This window comes from Verrucomicrobiia bacterium (genome assembly GCA_023953615.1).
Lineage (GTDB): Bacteria > Verrucomicrobiota > Verrucomicrobiia > Limisphaerales > JADLHS01 > JADLHS01.
In genome coordinates this window covers 1,856,563-1,875,987 of the sequence record JAMLJH010000001.1, presented here as the reverse complement: position 1 = coordinate 1,875,987, position 19,425 = coordinate 1,856,563, and the positions used below count along the sequence as shown (strand labels likewise).

The window sequence follows — 19,425 nt, the reverse complement described above, 5'->3', positions numbered from 1 at the left end:
TCACGCTAAACCCGCAACGGATGCGTTTGCCGTCATGGCCAGTGATTGCTAATTTAGCCGCAACTGACAGTGAGTTCGACACGACGAAAATTTTTGAAAGTGAGCGGTGCGGCAGCGGGAGCGGCGGTCGCCGCCGGCGCGGCGTGGGTGGGATTCTCGCAGGCGCGCATGGCGCGCATGGCGCGGCAGTTGACCAAGGACACGTTTCGCTCGCCCGCCAAGCCGCCTCTTGTCCCGACGCCCGAACGCTGGAATGATCAGCACATCACCCTGGCGTGGATCGGTCATGCGACCATCCTCATCAATTTCTACGGCGTGCGGATTCTCACCGACCCGGTGTTCAGCAGTCGGGTGGGTTTTGACCTCGGCCTTGGCACGCTCGGACCGAAACGCTACGTCGCCCCGGCGCTCGCGATCTCGCAGTTGCCGCCGCTCGATCTGGTGTTGCTCTCGCACGCGCACATGGATCACATGGACCTGCCCACGCTGGGCAAATTCAAACGTACGCAACCCATCATCACCGCCCAGGAAACCAGCGACCTCCTGCAACCGCTGAAATTTACGCAAGTGACCGAACTTGGGTGGGGCGACGCTTCGACACTGCAAACGGCGGGCGGCGAATTACGCATCGAAGCCTTCGAGGTCAAACATTGGGGCGAGCGCTGGCCGGGTGACAAACCACGCGGCTACAACGGTTACGTGCTGCGCCGCGAAGGACGCGCCGTGATTTTCGGCGGCGACACCGCGCTGACGCCGCGCTTCCGCGATCTACATTCGACCGGTTCACCCTATGCGGCGGCACTGATGCCGATTGGCGCTTACGATCCGTGGATTCGCAATCACTGCACTCCCGAGGAGGCGTTGCAAATGGCCGACATGGCGGGAGCGGAACTCGTTGCGCCCATTCATCACTCCACTTTCAAACTCAGCGACGAACCGATGAACGAACCACTGGCCCGCTTTCAACAAGCGCTCGATCGAGAACACGATCGGCTGGCGTTAACCCAGATCGGCGAAACCGCCACCATCGTCTGACGGCGCGCGGTCATTCGCTTTATCGCCGCTTAACCAGCCGATCAGCCGAAACAATCGCAAGAGCGACCATTATCTCGAGGAGGGAGACGAGCTATGGAGCAATCGAGAATATTGCCGCCGCCAATGGCGAAAAAATTGAAACCCGCCCAACCGGCAGTTCTCCCGCCGGTCGCACCGTTCCGTGCGCCGGCCTTTTTGCGCCGTATCGCAGATAAATTCGGCCGTTACTTTTTCAGCAACTTCAACGCGGCGGCCACCATTTTCGGGGCGGTCAAGCCGTGATGTTCGTAGAGGTGTTCGGCCACGTATGCCGATTGACCAAACTCGCCCGCCACACCCAGTGAGGTCATCGTGTGCGCGATGCCCGCACTGCTGAGCGCGTGGGAAACCTGCGCGCCCATGCCGCCAATGCGTTGATGATCTTCAATCGTCACGACCCGGCCACCGCAGGCCTGGACCGCCGCGCCGATGGTTTCCAGATCCACGCGATTGATGAACGGATTGTTGATCACGGTGGCTTTGACGCCTTGCGCCGCGAGCAGGCGTCCGGCTTCGATCGCTTTGTTCACCAGCACGCCGCAACCAATCAGGACCACGTCGCGGCCCGACGCCAGCACCTGCGCTTTGCCCCACGGATAGGTCGCCCCTTCGATCCAGGTGAGCGGATAATTTTCGCGGCCGACAAAAAACAAATAGCTCTCGCCGTCCCGGCCCGCGGCACGATCAGCGGCGAATTGTTTGATGGCGTGACCCATCAACGCCTCCGCTTCATCGGCGCAACTCGGCGCAATCACCACCGTATGCGGAATCGCACTGGTCGCCGCCAAATAGGTGGTGGCCTGATGGCTCGCGCCGTCCGCGGCATCCTGGAAGCCCACGTGGGAAAAGATGGCAATGACCGGCGCTTGCGACAGAGCGGCCATCATGAGCGGCAGGTTTCCCTTGGTGATGGCGAATTGGCCGAACGTATCCACGATGGGGATGAAGCCGCTCTTGGCCATACCGGCTCCGGTGCTGATCATGTTGGCTTCCGCGATGCCCACTTCAATAAATCGCTCGGGAAAACTTTTGTGAAAATGACTGATGCCGGTGGAACCCTGCACGTCCGAAGAAATGGAATACACCGGCAAGCCTTCCGTGGCCGCGCGAATGACGGCGCGCACCAAACCGGACTGGACCTTGTCGGTCTTCGGTTTGGCCGGGGCTGGAGTGCCCGCCTTGGCTTGACGCGCGGCTTCCGTCTTTTGCCAGTCGGCGTGCAGCGATTCGGCCCAGCTCAGAATGTCAGCCGGTACGGTGTCGTTATGGAACAACTCCCGCATCCAATCCACAATTTTCTCGCCATTTTTCAGCGGAAAACCGTGTCCGCCCGTCGAGCTTTCCGCAGTCGCCTTGATGCCGTAGCCCTTGACCGTCTTGCAAATGATGGCGACGGGTTGACGGTCGTTGGCGCGCGCGGTCGCGAGGCCTCGTTCAATCGCCAGATAGACTTCCGACAAATTATTGCCGTGCGGCACGATGATGGTTTTCCAGCCCAACGCGCTCATGGCGTCAAAGGATGGCTCCATTGTGAACGCGTCCTTGGAAATGTGCCCGGAGAGTTTGATGTCGTTGTCCGAAACAATCAGCACGAAAGGATTCAAGCGTCCCTTGGCGGCGAGACCAGGAATCGCCGCGAACGCTTCCTTGGCTTCGCCTTCCATGCTCGCGCCGTCGGACACGGTGCAGATGGTGACGCGGTCGCGTTGCGCGGCTTTGTCGCCAATCGCCAATCCTTGCGCCTGGGCCAGCGCGGAACTGAGCGGGCCGTTGCTCAACAGAACGCCTTCGGGATTCAAATGCGATTCGCCGTGGCCGGTGAGCTTGCTTTGAATGCCACGAAAGCCCCGCAACTGTTCGTAGGTCAAGCCATCGAACCCGTACAGTGCGCGCAAGGCATAGATGCCATTCTCGGCGTGGCCGGTGTCGTTGACAAAATTATAGGCGTCATACCACTCGCGACCGGTTGTGGCGAACAGGATGCCGTGAATGGACGCGATGATTTCCGCGTAGGCTGCCGGACCGCCCCAGTGACACGCCGCTCCACCCAGTACGGCGTGCAGATTCATTAAAGCCAGCAACGCCCGACTGGCGCGCGGATCAGCCAGGGTAACGTCGGCTCCTGCCGCGTTTTTGACTTTAACCGCGTGTTTCGGAGCGCTCGACGGCGTCCCGGCCAGGCGGGACTTCAGAGCGAGCGGTTGCAGTGGTGGCGCGGCGATGGGTTGGACCGAGGCAGAGGAATCAGCAGACATAAACTCAAAATCAGATCAGGTTAATTTCAACGTAACGCAACTAATATAATCGGAAATGGGAGCGAAAAGTGAAGCAGGAAATCTGAAGCGGACGCTGGCTCGAACTCACGAGCCGGTAAAAACAGGCGTGGCGGCCCTGCTATTTAAGTTCGATCATCACCCGCCACTCGTCGAGCAGCGAGGCTTCGGCAAAGTGCAATTGGGAGCGGGCTTGGTTGTAATCGGCTTTCGCGCGCCACTCCGCAGTCTGGGCGGTGGCCAGATCATTTTGCATTTCCAGCACCAGATAGACCGTGCTTTTGCCGCCGATCAGTTTTTCGTTCTCCGCCGCCAATGCCGCTTCGGAAAGTTCCCGGGCGCGCCGGGCCAAATTCACCTGTTCCAACTGGCTTTTAGCCGTGTGCAACGCATCCGAAATCTGGCGCATCACCAATTCCTCGTACTGTTTGATGCGCAGCTCGGCCTGTTCCCTAAGCTGTTTACCAGCCCGAAGATTTGCCCGCTCCGCAGTTGAACCCAGCGGAATGGAAAACAAAACTCCAATCATGTCCGACGGCATATCGGCGCGAGTGAGCTGCCGGCGGGCGGTACCCAGTGAACCCGAGGGCTGGAAGGGCGGCACCACCTTGTCGGTATCCGAACCGCGCGCCGAATACCCTGCCACCAGGTCCAACGCGGGGAAAAGCTGGTTGCGCCGGTATTTCAGGTCAATTTCGGCTTTGGCCAGGTCTTCGCGCAGTTGCGTCAAATCCGGACGCTCCGCCAAACCCTGTAGCCAACTGCCTTGCACATCGAACGATTGCGGCACGGCCAACAGTGAATCAGCCGGCTCCAAGCGCACGTTGAAGGAATTGGTCCAAGCATCTCCGAGTTGGGTTTTCAACTCATTCTCAGCGAGGCGAACGGCGTTATCGGCCGCAGCCAACCCAGCCGCCACCGTGGCGGCACGCGCTTCGGCCAGACGCTGATCGAGAATGGTCAACGTGCCCATTTCAATGCGGCGCTTGACGGATGCGAGCAACTGCTCCCGCGTCGCCAGCAAATCACGCTGGGTTTGCGCCGCCTCGATGGCGTACGCCAGTTCGTAATACGCTTGCTGGGTGCGGTTGATGACATCCATCGCCACGTAATGCACGCCCAGTTCCGTAATTTTTAGCGTCCGTTTGTTCACCTGAATGGTGAGCCGCCCTTGATCAATCCAGAAATCCCGCAACAACGGCTGCCGCACATCAATGCCCGCCTGCAAACCGTAAGATTCAAAATTAAAGAAATTACGCGAGCCGTCGCTGTGGGCGTAGTTGCCGAAAAGATTGTAGTTCATGCCCCACGGCAACACGCCCGTCACCGTGCCGTAGGCGCGCTGGGATTCGGCGTCATAAAGGGCTTCCCGACTAAAATCCTCCGGGTCCAAAGTGCCATTGTCCTGCGAGTGTGCGACGTTGAACTGGGCGGTGAACAGCGGATTGTAATATCCGTAGGCGCCGCTGAGATAGGAGGCCGCCACGGCCGGGGTCAGTCGTTCAATTTGCAACTGGCGATTATTCCGCAAGGCCGTGAAAATACATTCATCCAGTCGCAATCGTTTGGGATGGGATGCCGCTGCCGCATCCGGCGCCGCCGCGTCAAGACCCGCCCACGCCCCGCCCGCGCCGCCGCTCAAGCCGATCAGCAAGCTCAACAAAACATTGATGCGTGAGAATTTTCGCATGGGGTCACAGATCAATCACCGTGACTCGGAAATACCGTTGCTCCGGATCCGCAACCTCCTTGCAATCCACGCCCCCAATCTTGAGCGTGCCATCGTCACTTACCACCAACAGGCGCGGTTGATCATTTTCGACAAACCCGGCCATAGCTTCGGGATTCAACCCTTTTAATTCCGGATGCGATAACAAGCGGGGCGTTGCCGCCCCCCCGTTCCACTCATACAGCACGGAGTGCCCCTTGCCATTGTAGGTGCCCGCAATGAGGTAATAGCGCCCGTTGAACCACGTCATATCGCGCAGGCCCAATCCGCCCAGATCGAGCCGGATCGGATCCCCCAATCGCGCCCGAGTCCCCAACATTAATTCCGCCGGATTCAACAACGGCACGAGTAGAGCCTTACCGTCGGGAATGGGATTACGGAAACCAATCAAAAGCTCGCCGTCCGGAGTAGCGCACAATGACTCAATGTTCAACGCGCCGGCGGTTTTGGGCGCCCGTTGCGCGGCGGCGGCCAGATCGAAGGCGCGCAATTGCTTCGCCTGTAGCAGATCATTCAATAACCCGGTATAAGCTTTGCCGCTGGGTTCGAGCGTGATGGCGCCGTTGGTGATGCCAATGGTTGTGGCGAAAAACTGGCGCCGACTGGGGCGGTCCTTTCCATTTTTATTCCGCGCGTGGGAGGAAATCCAATAGGCGCGTCCATCCAAAACCGCGCTGCCTTCCAAGTCGGTTTCCGGTGAACGCGGGTCCAAGCTGAGAAACGCAGACCAGTCGGAACTTTGAATCGGGCTGCCGCCCCGGGTGCGGGAATAAACCCGCAGCCGGTTATCCTCATCATTGGCGACGACGAAATAATCATTGTCCAGCATTACCACCGCGGAGGCATCGCACATGCCGCGGCAGATCGTGATTTCCGCCCCCTGCAGCGGCACCCCCGCCAAACCAACGCCCAACCACAGCCCCAGATACGCAACCGCCGATTTTAGTTGTTTCATTAACTTCCTCGCAGAGGTTTCACATTTTACAAACGCGGCGTGCCCGAGGTGCTCGTGGAAGTATCCGTGGAGCGATGGGGGGAATCGGTGATCGTCACATCCACAATTTCGCCGGGACGAATTCGGATTCCTGGCGGCACGGGCAAAACCACTGGCAAAGCCGCATCCACCAACAAGCCCGGTCGTAAAATCGCCAGCGCATTGGTCAATATCTCGACCTGGGCTCCGACCTGCGTAATCTGGCTGGCAAAAGCCTGCCGCTCTGAGGTGCGCGTGGTGATTCGCGCGGTCATGCCGATTTGCGGATCAAACCGATAAGGCTGTCGCAAATAGGCAATCACCTGGTCGGCCCGAGTGGACCGCATCATCATCAGCGGTTCGCCCGCCGGAACGAATTCGCCCGCCTGGCGGATGGGGACGCCAACCATGCCCGTGATCGGGGCCCGCAAGGTCTGCGGCTCCAGATTTTTGAAAGCCGCAGCCTGGGCCTGTTCCAAATCCCGCAACCAAGCGACGTTCGTACCTGTCGCGCCCGCGACGGCGGGTTCGCCAATGGCCCGCAAGGCGTCCACGCGTTGTTCAATCTGCGTTACGGCCCGATCCCGTTCCGCCACTTCGGCCTTCAAGGCATCACGCAGGTTGACGGATAACTCGTAAATTTCCGCAGACACGAGTTTCTCGTGGAACAACGGAGTATTGCGTTGCACGTCGCGTTCCGCCTGTTCCAATTTCACGCGGGCGATGGCCAACTCCGCCTTGGTGTTCAGCAACTCGATGCGCACCCGTTCAAAACTCATTGCGTTGTCTTCCGCGGGCGAGGGTTGCGAGCGGATGCGGGCAACTTCATACAAGGTGCGCAAGCGATCAAACTCGGCCCGGGCATCCGCCGGAATGACGATGGCCACCGGCGCCCCGGCCGAAACGATGGTGTGCGGTTCAACCAACCACTTCTCGATGCGCACCGTTTGCGGCGCGGTAATGCTGGCGCTCGCGCCCTCGCCAATCCCCTGCAAAGTGGCCTGACCGGTATGGTTGCGCCAGATGACGGCCATCGCTCCAATGGCTCCAACCAGCACGACCAAGGGAAGCACTCGGGTGCGCAATTCACGCCACCACGTCGAGACGGAAATCGGAATTGGTTTGGTCTCCTTCATTACTTCACTCAGCTGCGACTTGTAGATGTAACTTGCATTGATGGCCCAATCAACCCCGAATTATGCGTACCCGTGCATTTCGGTGATTAAAACAGCCCCTTGAAACCAGCTAAAATCGTTCCTCACGTTCCAGGTCTTGGCGGTTTTTTGCCAATGCGATGATCGGCGAGTCAGGCAGTGAAGTCGTCAGTTTTGGCCGTCGATCGCCGTTCGTCGTCATGAAATGCCCCACCGCCACCGCCGATCCTCCGGTCGTGGCCAGTTGTCGCTTACCGATTGACCTCGTTGGAGCAAGTCCGGTCAAAGCGGCGACGAATCATCCGGCAGCCCGCCGTCCAACCTGCTTAACTCATCCAAAAAAATCCGCGCTCGACAGAAATTTTTTTGTTTCTGGTTGACCCCTGCCCGATTCCGTGGCGAGATGTCAGGCTAAGACACGAGTTGTATATTTCAGATGTCCAAAGTTGCAGGTAAAAACGGGGCCGGGGTGACTCGCCAAAGTGGCAGCACCACCTCCAAGTACGACGCGCACAACAAGGTTTTAGCGGAAACTTACGGCGCGTTCGCCGACCTCCGCCGTGAATTGTCCGACTCCAAAAACCGGATCGGCGAACGCGAGGAGATTCTGCGCAGCTTCGCCACCTGTCCGGATTCACAACGCGCGTGGCTGTTGCTCGAGGATTACTTCGAGAAGCTGTCGCTGGCGCGCAAAGATTTTCCCGCCACCGAATGGTGGCCGCGCTTGCTGGCCGTCACCGGAAACCAGCGGCTTGAACAGTTGGCGTTCCTGTTTCTACGCGCCAAACGCTCGCTGCCGCCGGAACTCTCCGCGCACGCGGACATGAATCACTTCGCCCGTGCCGAAGCCGTTGAGCGGGAGCAACAGCTTGTGAGCGCCCTGGAAAGCTGGTTGTTGCCGCCGCAACTGCCGCACCTGGACACGCCGCGCGCGACGCTGCGCGTCACTTGCGAACCGTTGCTTGATGCAGCGCTTCCAGCGCGGTACCGCCTCGGCGTGCGCTTCCATTTGTTCCGGGCTCGGACCGGAGAGAAAGTCCGTTCCTTGCGCGATTTGATTGACCTCGCCACCCGGGCGGCGCATGAGCAGGAGCTTTTTCCGCCGGCCGACTGGGAATTCATCTCCTGGCTGACCGAAACGCACCGCCACCGTCAGGATGGCAATGATTTGCTCATGCTTTCGGACACGGACCTGTTCCAATGGCTCACGCGCTGGGGGCATACGGATCGGTTGGAACTCGCCGCCGCCGGGCAACGACTGCGATTCTCTGGTCAGGTGGCCTCGCTCGATCCCCACCTGGAGAACGGCACCAAGGAGTTGTCTTTCACGCACCGCCTGACGCTCCCGAGCGGGGAAACGGTCCCCATGTCGGAGGTGAAATTTTTCAATCAACAACCGCCATTGGTACTCGCGGGCCGCACGTTCTACCTGCTGCGCAATGCGCCGCCATCCGCGGTTATCGAGCATTGGGCCGACCAGCCCGAAGTGCCGGTGCGCCGTCTGAGTCATCGGTTGCTCATGCACTTGCGCCAGACGCAAAGCGCGAACGGAGTGGATTGGGAACAGCTTTGCGTCACGCACCAGGTCGCGCCGCAATTCGTACTCGAGTTGCTCGACGATACCGTGCGGTTGCGCTTGCAGGCAAAAAGCGCGCGCGATGGCAGCGTTTGGAATTGGGCCGGACAAGAATGGCGTCCGACTGACAATAAAAAGCGTCCGACCGACAAACCGGAAATTCTGGACAGCCCCAGCATCGAACCGGCGTTGCAGTGGCTGCGGCAACTGGATTGGTTCAATCCCGAACCGGGACTGTGGGTGGGCGACGCCAACGAAAATTGTCTGGGGACTCTTGCCGCTGCCTGGCAACGCCGTCCGGAAGGCGTGGAATTTCTTGGCAACCCGGCGTTTCATCGCCTCTTCCTGCAACCGCGCCGCCTCAAACCGCAGTTGATCGTCAAAGGTAGTGGGATTGACTGGCTCTCCGTCTCGGCGGAATGGGAGGCGGAAGGGATGAAACTGAGCAAGGCCGATCTGGAATGTCTGGCGCAATCCACCGGGCGCTTCGTCAAGCTGCCCAACTCCGGTTGGGTGGAACTCGATTCCGACGCGGTGCAAAACGCTCACGAGACCATGGCGGAGCTTGGCGTGGAAGGTTTGACCGCCGTTCCTCAAAAGGTTGGATTGGAACACGTCGCCCATCTCAACGATCACGAGTTCGCGCGCTTTGTGGATTCACCGGAAGCCCGGGCGTTGCGCGAACGAGTCCGTAATTTCAAAGGCGTTCCCGCAGTGGCGCTGCCGGCCAACGTTCAGGCCGAACTGCGCCCCTACCAAAAGGATGGCTTTGATTTTCTCGCTCATCAGACCACGATCAAATTGGGCGGCATTCTGGCCGACGACATGGGTCTCGGGAAAACCTTGCAAACGCTCACCTGGCTCGCCTGGCTCAAGGAGCGCAACAAAAAGCATCCCAAACCGTCACTCGTCATCTGCCCCGCGTCCGTGCTGCATAACTGGCGGCGCGAAGCGGAGAAATTTGCCCCCGACCTCAAAGTTCTCGTGCTGGAAAGCGGTGCCGCCCGGCACAACTTGCGCAAACAGATTCCCGAGCACGATCTCATCGTCACCAATTACGCGCTGTTGCGGCGCGACCTCGAGGAACTCAACAAGTTTGCGTTTCGCGCGGTGATTCTGGACGAAGCCCAATTCATCAAGAACCCCGGCGCGCAGGTCACGCAGTCCGTCAAACAACTCAAATCCGAGGGTCGGCTCGCCTTGACGGGAACTCCGCTGGAAAACCGGCTGCTCGATCTGTGGAGCATTGTGGATTTCATTCAGCCGGGCTACCTCGGCAGCCAGGAACATTTCCTGCAAACTTACGAACCGAAGAGCGGGAACGACGTGGCCGGCGCCCAACGCATCGCGCGCCGCCAATTATCCGCCAAATTGCGACCGCTGCTATTGCGCCGCTTGAAAAAGCATGTGGCCAAGGATTTGCCGGAGCGCATCGAGGAGCGCCGCGATTGTCCGCTCGGCGATGAACAACGGAAACTTTATCTCGCCGAATTGCGCCGCAGCCGCGATCAGATCATGCAAGCCGTTGCCGAGCAGGGTCTCAATAAAAGCAAGATGCACGTGCTGGCCGCACTGACGCGGTTGCGCCAGGTCTGCTGCCATCCGGCGCTGGTAGGCAATGATTCGCCCAGCGGGAAAACGGAGACGCTGTTTGAATTGCTCGACAGCCTGGTCCACGAAGGCCAGAAAGTGCTCGTCTTTTCGCAATTCGTGCAGATGCTGCAACTGCTCGAAAAGGAATGTCGGACGCGCAACATCAACACCCATTTGCTTACTGGTCAGACCAAGGACCGCCAGCAGGTGGTGAACGCTTTTCAACAAGACCCGAATCCTGGCGTCTTCCTCTTGAGTCTGCGCGCCGCCGGCACGGGATTGAATCTCACCACCGCCAGTTATGTAGTGCTTTACGATCCGTGGTGGAATCCCGCCGTGGAGGCGCAGGCCATTGACCGTTCGCATCGGATCGGCCAGACCAACACCGTCAACGCCTATCGCTTGATCGCGCCCGGCACGGTGGAGGAAAAAATCTGGGAACTGCAACAAAGCAAAGCCAAAACCATTGCCGACGTCCTCGGCGAAGAAGGCTTTGCGCGCAGTCTGTCCAAGGCGGATTTGGATTACTTGTTCGCGGAAGCGTAGGCTTCCCGTTGGCGCCGCTCCGCTTTCGTCCCGCGTTGCGCATCAATCGGTGCTTGCCGTTTGACAAGGCCAATCTTGCATGTTAACGCTCTAACCATGTCGTTGCGTAAATCTGTTGTCCTCTTCCTGAGTTTGCAAATCATTGGCTTCTTCCCCTTGGAAATTAACGCGGCGGATGTCCTCAGTATCGGACACCGTGGTGATTCCCGATTCGCTCCCGAAAATACCGTGGCGGCTTTCCGCGCCGCCGAGGGCAAGGCGGATATGGTGGAAACCGACGTTTATGTGTCCGCCGACGGTTATCTCGTCATCATGCACGATAGCACGGTGGACCGAACCACCGATGGCACCGGCGCCATTACCAGTAAAACCCTGGCGCAGATCAAACAACTGGACGCTGGCTCTTGGTTCGGCCCCCAATTTATCGGCGAGCGCGTACCAACGCTGGAGGAAATGGTCACCAACACGCTCCCCTTTGCCACGCCATTGATTGAGCACAAACAAGGCTCGGCCAGCGTTTATTTGAGCGAGCTTCAGCGGCTGGGAGTGGTGGATCAAGTGGTGGTGCAGTCGTTTGATTGGAATTTCCTCACGGCCATTCACGCTTTGGCGCCCAACCTCAAACTGGCCGCACTGGGAAGCGGCGCCCTCACGCAGGCCAAATTAAACGACGCCATCGCCGCCGGGGTCGGCACGATGGCTTGGGAACGGAGTTCCGTCACGCCAGACGTTCTGGAAATGGTGCATAACGCCGGACTGAAGATGTTCGTCTGGACCGTGGATAGCATCTCCGAAATCCGCTACTTCATCGCCATCGGCGTGGACGGCATCATTTCCAATGATCCCGGTGCCGTGAAAGACGCGCAAGTGCCACCGGATATCAGCGGCCCGGTGCATCTGGCGGACGACTTGTTTGCCTACTGGAATTTTGATGATGGCCTGACCAACGCATTCACAACAACCGTCAAAGACAGCGCGGGCACCAATGACGCCACTTTGTTCCGGAATGACGGCGCGTCGCATTGGTTTGAGTCGCCTTGGGCGAAACTGGGCGGGGCATTGAAGTTGGAAGGACTCAACGCTTACGTGACGCTGCCGCAAAACTCCGAGATGGACATCGGCACCAACCAACTCAGCCTTGCGCTCTGGCTGAACCTGCAAAATCTGCCCGCCCAACTCTCCGCCAGTTATGGGGCGATCTTTGATTCGCAATTGGATTCGTACGTGCTCTACCTGGATAAACCCAACAACGAACTGCGGTTCAAAGTCTCGGTGGCCAATGGTCACGCCGCCCGACCGGGAATTTCCAGCCTCTTTCTGACCACCAACCAATGGATTCACGTCGTGGCCACTTACGACGGCCGGGCCTTTCCAGGCGCCGGTGAAGCGGTCATTTATTTGAACGGGGAACTGATGGATTCACACGTCGGCAACGACGGCGGCGGGTCGGTGGGATTGACGGGAAACATCAACCCCGGGCAGGCTGCCGCCATGGGGCGTGAAGGCCCAACCGGTGGCAGCTACTTCACCGGCTACGTGGATGACTTTGCCATCTGGCGGCGCGCTTTGAACCCACATGAAGTGCAGTACTTGTATCAAGGTGGAATTGCGGGCCAAAGTTTGGGCGAACTGTTGCTGGCAACGCCGACCATGCAGATTTTGACCGTTGAGCAAAACCTCTCGGAACACACCCTCGAAATCGTGTTTACCGGTCCGGCGCCATTGACGAACTTTAGCTTGCAACGCGCTACGGAACTGGACGGCCTCTACGAAGTCGTGCCCGGAATCAGCCCCGAAGCCCTTGGCAACGACCACTACCGCTTCAGCGTGCCACTACCTGCGAGTGGAATGGGATTCTTCCGCGTGGCTGCTTCTTGGTGAGCGCGCCTTTTGATCTGGAAAGCGACGGTTTGGATCAACCGAGCCGCGCCAATCATGTGAAAACGCGGGGGCAGAATGAAATTACTCTGCCGTCCATGCCTGCGTTATGCGGTTCAATTAAAGTTGTAGCCGTCGAACCAGAACGGGAGCAACCCAATGGCGGCTAAGTCCAAATGGAGGAATCCAATCTATGTCCGCAAGGTTTTGGATTGTAGCAGTCCAAGATGCTGCCGCGCGAAAACTCCTTCCGAAGCAATGTAATCCTCAATTTGAGGCCGGCGTTTAGCTTGAAGTTGGGAGGTCCGCCGCCTCGCATCGGCGGCTACAGTGATACTTAAAACGCTCTAGTTGAGCAGGTTTGGAGGAAAGTCGGGCACCTTGCCCTGCTGTACTTCCTGGGTCCATTCGTTGAGACGATTACGATCCCAAAATTTTTCGCAGGCGCTGAAGTAGTCGAGCACCGCTTGGCGTTCACCTTTCTCCAGAAGATCTTTGACCAGGCTCATGCTCGGCCCGTAATCCATCATTCGCGGTCCGGGAATCTTGATGGATTCCAGCAAGTGCTGTTTGGCGTCGTCCACCTGTCCAGCCCGCAACGCAATGCGCCCCAGCACCTGATGTGCGTCCATGGCCGCGTCGCCAGCGCCGGATTGCGTCCGCAAACCTGGCAACAGATCGAGCAGCTCCTGCGCGTAGTTCCCGGCTTCCGTGGCTTTTCCCGCCGCCAAACTCTGTTTGGCCGCTTCACCTAAAACACTGAAGCGTTCCTGGGGGGTTGTCGCCGCCGTCAAGCGTTCCAACGCCTGTTGCAGGCGGGGATTGTTCTTGCCCGAATCACCCTTGCCGCAGCCCACCAGAATCATCAAGCCGGCAGCCATCAGGAAAATTGAAAAGCGTCGCATAAATCACTCGGGGGTCGTCATTCCACCATGAATCGCAATACGATTCCGCGCCCCAGCACGGTTCAGGGAATCCTGCGGGTGGAATGTTCCTGCATCCAGGCCACATCCGGATTGTTGGGTGTGGATTTGAAATTATAGTCGTAATTCTCACCGCGCCGCAGTGGTGGGGAGGTTCGCGGATCCCGCCACTTGTGAATTTCGGAATGGCCGTCGGCAAAAGAGAAACCGCCCGCACCCCCATGGTAAGCCGCCGGGTAATCCGTAATCCCATAAGCTCCGGGCGATGCGGCGCCGCTGCCGCCGGTGGCCGCGCCTTCCATGGCAATGACAAACATTCCGTCATTGATGCTGTCCTCCCGTTCATCAAGGAATACCGCGGTTTGCGCGGGACCGGGTACCACCATATCACTATACTTGCGATAAATCCGGGCTTCTCCAGCCGTGGTTCCCAAAGTGGTTTGGGACCAATTCATCGCCACATGCTGACCTCCGCCACTGCCACGTCCACCCACCCAATTGACCATGGACATGCTGCGCACCCGCGGCATGGTGCGACCCAGTACCGTAATTTTACTTTGATCCGATGGACACTTGAAGATGCCCGCATTCTTTCCCGCATAAGGAAAAAGGATGCTGCTTTGGATCGTTCGGCTTACGTCCCAATTGTCCGCCGAGGCAGTGTAATCGAGCCAGCCATTTACCCAGGCGTAAGGATCATAGTTTCCGTTGCCCTTGGTGAAAGGCAGGACGTCGCGATTGTCATCCACGTACATGCGCCACGCCAACGCCAATTGCTTGTGATTGTTCATGCAATAAACGCCTTGCGCTTTGGCTTTCGCCTTCGACAGCGCGGGCAGAAGCATCGCGGCCAGAATCGCAATGATGGCAATGACCACGAGCAATTCAATCAGCGTGAATCCCTGACGTTTGGGGTAATGGATGTTCATAAGTTTCCCATTTCAGTTGCCGATAACCTAGCCGAACTCGGCGGCGCGTCCAACCCTCGGCCAGGTTTTCTCCCGCCAGCGGCAGGACGCGCGCTGGCGGGAGAGGTTACCACATTGTTTACTTCACACGAATCCGATAAAAGGCCGCGCCGGCCGGCGGATTCGCATCCACATAACTCGTTCCGGAGACGTCACCCGAGATGTTGGTGAATCCATTCGGATCACTCAGATCCGTCGAGCGCCAGACCTCATAGGTTGCCGGTCCGGCATTTTCCCACGTCAGGTGGAAACCGTCGCCCTGGCGAACCGCGCCCGTGATGGAAATGTCCAGCGTGGCAACCGGCTCATTGTGGAAGATGATCAGGCGACCACCGTCGTTAATGACGCTACCGTCAGTCAGCACCAGTAACGAGCCGTCATTGGCAAACGCCAGGGTGGGATCGTGCATTTGCAACTGTAGATCCGGCCGGCCCGGATTGGTCAGCGGAAATGACACTTCCAATTGATCCGGTGCGGCGGAATCATTACCCGAATTGGATTCGACAGACCAAATCTCATCCCGAGTATCATCGCCCACCCAGAGCCGACCGGTGGTTGGATCGGCCGCCAGCGCGATTCCATTGGGTGCGGGACCACCGCTCCAATAGTCCTGCCACAAAGTCGCCGGGAAAATGGAGCGATATGCCCCTTCGGCGTTGATCGCACTGATGTAGCCATCCGTACTGATGGTGACCACTTCACCTGATTGCGGCAGCGGCGTAATGCTGTTCAGATTTCCACCGCCCAAACCACTGGAGGTCGGCTCGACGAGGAACTTCCACCAGTCCGCGGGACCGGGCACGCCCAGATCCAGATTGGTCTGCCCCAAGGCCGTCGTCGCGGGATCCAGCACATAAACCGCATTATTGGGATCAGCGTCACTACCTCGATCCGCAATCACAATCTGTCCCGGCTTGCCAAGCGTTCCGTTGAAACTCGACGGAGCAATGCAAAGGTCAATGGGATCGTCATCACCGTCTGTGTAACCGAAATTGGAAACCACCTCTTCCCATGCGGAAGCGCCCCACGGAGCTTTTAACCGGCGCAACGACGGCGTGTAATCATGCGTCCACCACAGGGTACCGTTCCCGTCCACTGCCAATCCGGACGGTTTGTCAATTCCAGTCACAATGGGAGTGGGGTCAACCACCCAGTTGCCACTGGCCACTTTACTGGCGCGATAAATACCTCCGTCGGGCGGCGGGGCGTCCATGGTAAATAATATCGTCGCATTATCCTGAGCCACCACGGCTTTACCGATCGGTCCGGGCACTCGAATCATCGTGTAATTCGTGAAGCGCTCCCCGTGGAGGGTCGGAGTGTAAGGCGTCGGCAGCGGGTCTGCAATTGACGTCAGTGACTTCACTTCGATGTCATCCACATAAACCGGCGGATGCCCGTTTCCGTTTGAAGAACTCCAACCGGCCATAAAGATGGGACGGACAAAGGGACTGCTGCTGATGAACGGCGCCCGATCCACCACAACCTGCGGATTGGCGCTGCTGGGATTTTTAATCACCGTATATTTACCTGAACTGGTATGAGTAATGACCCGATACTCTTCCCAGACGTCCGGAGTGTAGGTGACTTCCGATTCCACCCAGAGGGTCGTCGGTGTGTAGTAGAGCAACGAGTAACTTCCGCCCACATTGGTTAGGCTATTGGCATTCGGTCCCTGACGGCGAATTCCGTAGCCAAACAGCATACAGTCTCCGGCATAACTATTTGCTCCCTCTTTGCCGTAGAGCGACATCCGCAAATAAACCGCGTCGTCCGTGGGCTGTTGTTGCACGGCCTCCGGCACTCGCGCCCACCAGGTAACTTGCACGTCACTCTCGGGCGTTTCGCCCCAAGCCAGACTGACCCCTGCGCGCTGACCGCCTTCAAGCTTCAACGATTTATTGCCGGAATGTGGCGAAACCACAGATGAATCCACGACTTGCACCTTGCCGGGCGTGGCGGGACGACCCGCATCACCAGATCCATCCACTTCTGAAGTAATCCAGGCTCCCGCCGGATCCGCATCGTCGTCAACGTTTGCACGGGCGGCGTAGCTCTCAAAACCTTCGGTAATGGTCGCATCCAAACTAACGGCGTCATCCACCGTGAAGGTGATGTCGTCTATGGCCCACCATCCGTCGTCGGCGCTATTTCCCTCATGGATAATGTTTATCTTGGTGGGTACCGCCACGATGCTCCGCGCCAACCGAGACTCGCCGGAATAGAGGGGATTATCCATGTCATCAATGTACACCTTCATTTCTCCAGTGTTGGGATACATCACCAACCGATGATGCTGCCAAACATTGGTCTCGAAGGTTCCGATATTTTTCCAAGCAGCGGGGCTGCTGACTCCGTCATAATGACGAACCTCCCAGTTGTCCGCTGCGCGATTCGCCTGATAAGCTACGAAATCGCCGCCATTGAAATCGTTGCCTTCACCTTGGATCTGAATATAAAAACTCCGATCACTGACTGAGTCCTTGGCGACGTAAGCCAAAAAATCCAACTGGTACCGCGGGCCGCTCTTCGGACCGTTGAGGTGAATTTCGGCTCTGGTGCCGGACCGCAAAAACAGACTCTGGGTGGGCTCACCGGCGGAATTAGTCAACCAATTGATCACCTGTACCCCGGCGCCTGGCGTTGTTTCCCCCAGTGCCACATCATCGCCAATGACCCACTCGGAACCGGTCGGATTGGCATCAGCCGTATCCGCCATGCTCGTCGCCACATCGTTATAACTCTCAAAGTTATCGGTGAAAATTGTCGTCGTGGCTGCGGTTGCCTGGCCGGCAACCAACAACAGTGCAGACGCCAATGCCGCCATGGACGCGACCCCGTTCCGCTTTGAACGCGAACCTGAGCCGGTGAACTGAGTCTGATAATCGGCCGGTAAGCAGCCGTTTCTTATAGGTTGGTTTGTTTTCATAACTTACTGTCTGGTTGGCGAACTTCACCAGCCAAGACCACTTTTCCGGTCAAGTTCGCAATCTCCCATCGTTACTACATTCGCCTCCCATCAACTTGCGTCCGGCTAACTGGAGCAAAAATTGGCGCGATTAAAATGTTAACGCACTAAGTACCAAGGTTCTGAAATTCTGTCAACGGTTTTTGCTCACACAAAATCTAACGCATACTCCGTTACGGTCTTCCACTGCCCATTCTGATCACGAGCGTTGTTCTCATAACCCAAGCGCCCCAAACCCGGAGTCGCCCATTACCAGTCCTATTCCGCCTTAGCCGGAAGGATGCAGTTGGTCCAGGTGGAACGGCCAACTTGGCCGTTCTGGGCGGCAACCTGCCGCCCAGACGAGCGCACGGAGATCGCACCCCATTGAGTTCGCACGCTTTGCGTTCGGCTGTTGGGCTGTTGGGCTGGTAGCCCGACAGGACGGGCCAGTGGCCCGTTCCACCCAAGCTCCAATCGAATCGTTCCGGCTTAGAAGACGCAAACGCGGATGGTTGCCCGCCTTGGGTGCAAACTGATTTTTCGGGTAAATTGCGGATATACAACCGTGGTCGCGTACGGTATAGTCCGCACCGAGCTTTGAGCGTGAACCAGCACCAACTCAAAAATTTGCTCTAAAAACGAATTTAACTTATGAACAAAACCTCATCTTTGCTTGCCGCCCTCACCTTGGCGCTCGGGACCGCATGGTCGTCCGCACAAATCCTTTCGCCACTGACCAGCTTTGGCAACGGTGACGGCTGGCTCGCTCCAGGCGAAGATGGTTACGCTTATCTCGGGGCGGGAAATAGCGAACGCGGATTGGCCTACGGCAACGGCCATCTTTATCTGGTCAGCCGCAGCGGCGGCAATTTCATCCGCATTCTGGATCCGATGACCGGCGCCGACCTGGGCGCGTTGGACACCACCGGCATCAGTGGCGGCACCTTTGCCGTGAATACCATCGCCGTCGGTGCCGATGGCGCCATCTACGTGAACAATCTCACCACCCAATCGGCCACCTCACCCCTCAAGGTATATCAATGGGCGACGGAAAGCTCCACTCCCACCGTGGTCTATTCGGGGGATGGAGTCTTGAGCGGAGCGCGATTGGGCGACAGTCTGGCAGCGATTGGCGGGGGCAGCTCCACCCGGCTCGCGCTGGGTTTCGGTAGTTCACCCGTAGTGGCTGGAAATAATGGTTATCTGATAATTGATCCTACCACTGCCAGCGCCACGGCGGTTGGCTTCGCGGGCACACCACCCGCCGCAGGCGATTTTCGCCTGGGCATCACGTTCACCGATTCCAGTCACGTGCTCGGATCTCAAGGCAGCGGCCTGTATCAGTACACCAGTTTCTCCGATGCGACCGGTATTCTGTTGGACACGGTGCCCTTTCCGGACCCGGCAGGGGCCACCGCCGACCGATTGATGGCGTATGCGGAAGTGGGTGGAATTCCCCTGTTGGCGGTGCAAAGCACGGGCGACTCGCATGTGAGTTTATACGACATCACCGATCCCGCGAATCCCCTCTGGCTGGCCAGCGGTAATAACACCGGCGGTTCTCCCGCGGCCAATCCGAACGCCACGGGACAATTGGTCTGGGGCAACATCAGCGGCAACACGGCGCAACTTTGGGCCATGAGTTCCAATCAAGGCATCCAAGCCTTCACGGTCGCCATTCCTGAACCGGCTACTGCCACTTTGCTGGGTTTGGGGATTACCGCCTTGATTGCGCTGCGCCGCACTCGCCATTGAGATCAACCTTCTGAATTTCCCAGAGCGTCGCGA

General features: G+C 58.2%; 11 protein-coding genes. 4 read left to right on the top strand and 7 right to left on the bottom strand.

Features of this window, described 5'->3' with window-relative positions; genetic code table 11:
• The first annotated feature begins 69 nt into the window (after positions 1 to 69).
• Positions 70 to 1,035 (top strand): MBL fold metallo-hydrolase, encoded by a 966-nt coding sequence (locus tag M9920_07900; protein ID MCO5052210.1) that lies wholly within the window; start codon positions 70 to 72, stop codon positions 1,033 to 1,035.
• A gap of 224 nt (positions 1,036 to 1,259) precedes the next feature.
• Here the strand turns inward: M9920_07900 and M9920_07895 are convergent, their stop codons facing one another.
• The 4 genes from M9920_07895 to M9920_07880 form a co-directional block, all read right to left on the bottom strand.
• Positions 1,260 to 3,329, bottom strand: a complete 2,070-nt coding sequence (locus M9920_07895; protein MCO5052209.1) for a thiamine pyrophosphate-dependent enzyme — start codon at positions 3,327 to 3,329, stop codon at positions 1,260 to 1,262.
• Positions 3,330 to 3,468: 139 nt separating this feature from the next.
• Positions 3,469 to 5,037 (bottom strand): TolC family protein, encoded by a 1,569-nt coding sequence (locus tag M9920_07890; protein ID MCO5052208.1) that lies wholly within the window; start codon positions 5,035 to 5,037, stop codon positions 3,469 to 3,471.
• Positions 5,038 to 5,041: 4 nt separating this feature from the next.
• Positions 5,042 to 6,031 (bottom strand): DUF3616 domain-containing protein, encoded by a 990-nt coding sequence (locus M9920_07885; protein ID MCO5052207.1) that lies wholly within the window; start codon positions 6,029 to 6,031, stop codon positions 5,042 to 5,044.
• Between the two features lie 26 nt (positions 6,032 to 6,057).
• On the bottom strand, positions 6,058 to 7,185 hold the full coding sequence (locus tag M9920_07880; protein MCO5052206.1) for a hypothetical protein: 1,128 nt from the start codon (positions 7,183 to 7,185) through the stop codon (positions 6,058 to 6,060).
• A 454-nt stretch (positions 7,186 to 7,639) separates the two neighbouring features.
• On the opposite strand from M9920_07880, the gene M9920_07875 reads away from it, so the two are divergent.
• Together M9920_07875 and M9920_07870 are read left to right on the top strand one after the other, a co-directional pair.
• Positions 7,640 to 10,918 carry a DEAD/DEAH box helicase gene (locus M9920_07875; protein MCO5052205.1) on the top strand — a complete coding sequence of 1,093 codons (3,279 nt, stop codon included), beginning with the start codon at positions 7,640 to 7,642 and terminating at the stop codon, positions 10,916 to 10,918.
• A gap of 96 nt (positions 10,919 to 11,014) precedes the next feature.
• Positions 11,015 to 12,799 (top strand): hypothetical protein, encoded by a 1,785-nt coding sequence (locus tag M9920_07870; GenBank protein ID MCO5052204.1) that lies wholly within the window; start codon positions 11,015 to 11,017, stop codon positions 12,797 to 12,799.
• Between the two features lie 344 nt (positions 12,800 to 13,143).
• Here the strand turns inward: M9920_07870 and M9920_07865 are convergent, their stop codons facing one another.
• From M9920_07865 to M9920_07855, 3 genes are all read right to left on the bottom strand, one after another.
• Positions 13,144 to 13,701, bottom strand: coding sequence for a hypothetical protein (locus M9920_07865; protein MCO5052203.1), 558 nt, complete (start codon positions 13,699 to 13,701; stop codon positions 13,144 to 13,146).
• A 62-nt stretch (positions 13,702 to 13,763) separates the two neighbouring features.
• Complete coding sequence (locus M9920_07860; protein ID MCO5052202.1) at positions 13,764 to 14,648, bottom strand: prepilin-type N-terminal cleavage/methylation domain-containing protein; 885 nt, start codon at positions 14,646 to 14,648, stop codon at positions 13,764 to 13,766.
• 118 nt (positions 14,649 to 14,766) lie between these two features.
• Complete coding sequence (locus tag M9920_07855; GenBank protein ID MCO5052201.1) at positions 14,767 to 17,616, bottom strand: hypothetical protein; 2,850 nt, start codon at positions 17,614 to 17,616, stop codon at positions 14,767 to 14,769.
• Between the two features lie 672 nt (positions 17,617 to 18,288).
• Between M9920_07855 and M9920_07850 the strand changes: the two genes are divergently transcribed.
• Entirely contained in the window at positions 18,289 to 19,392 is a 1,104-nt protein-coding gene (locus M9920_07850; GenBank protein ID MCO5052200.1) for a DUF4623 domain-containing protein, read from the top strand.
• The last annotated feature ends 33 nt before the right edge of the window (positions 19,393 to 19,425 follow it).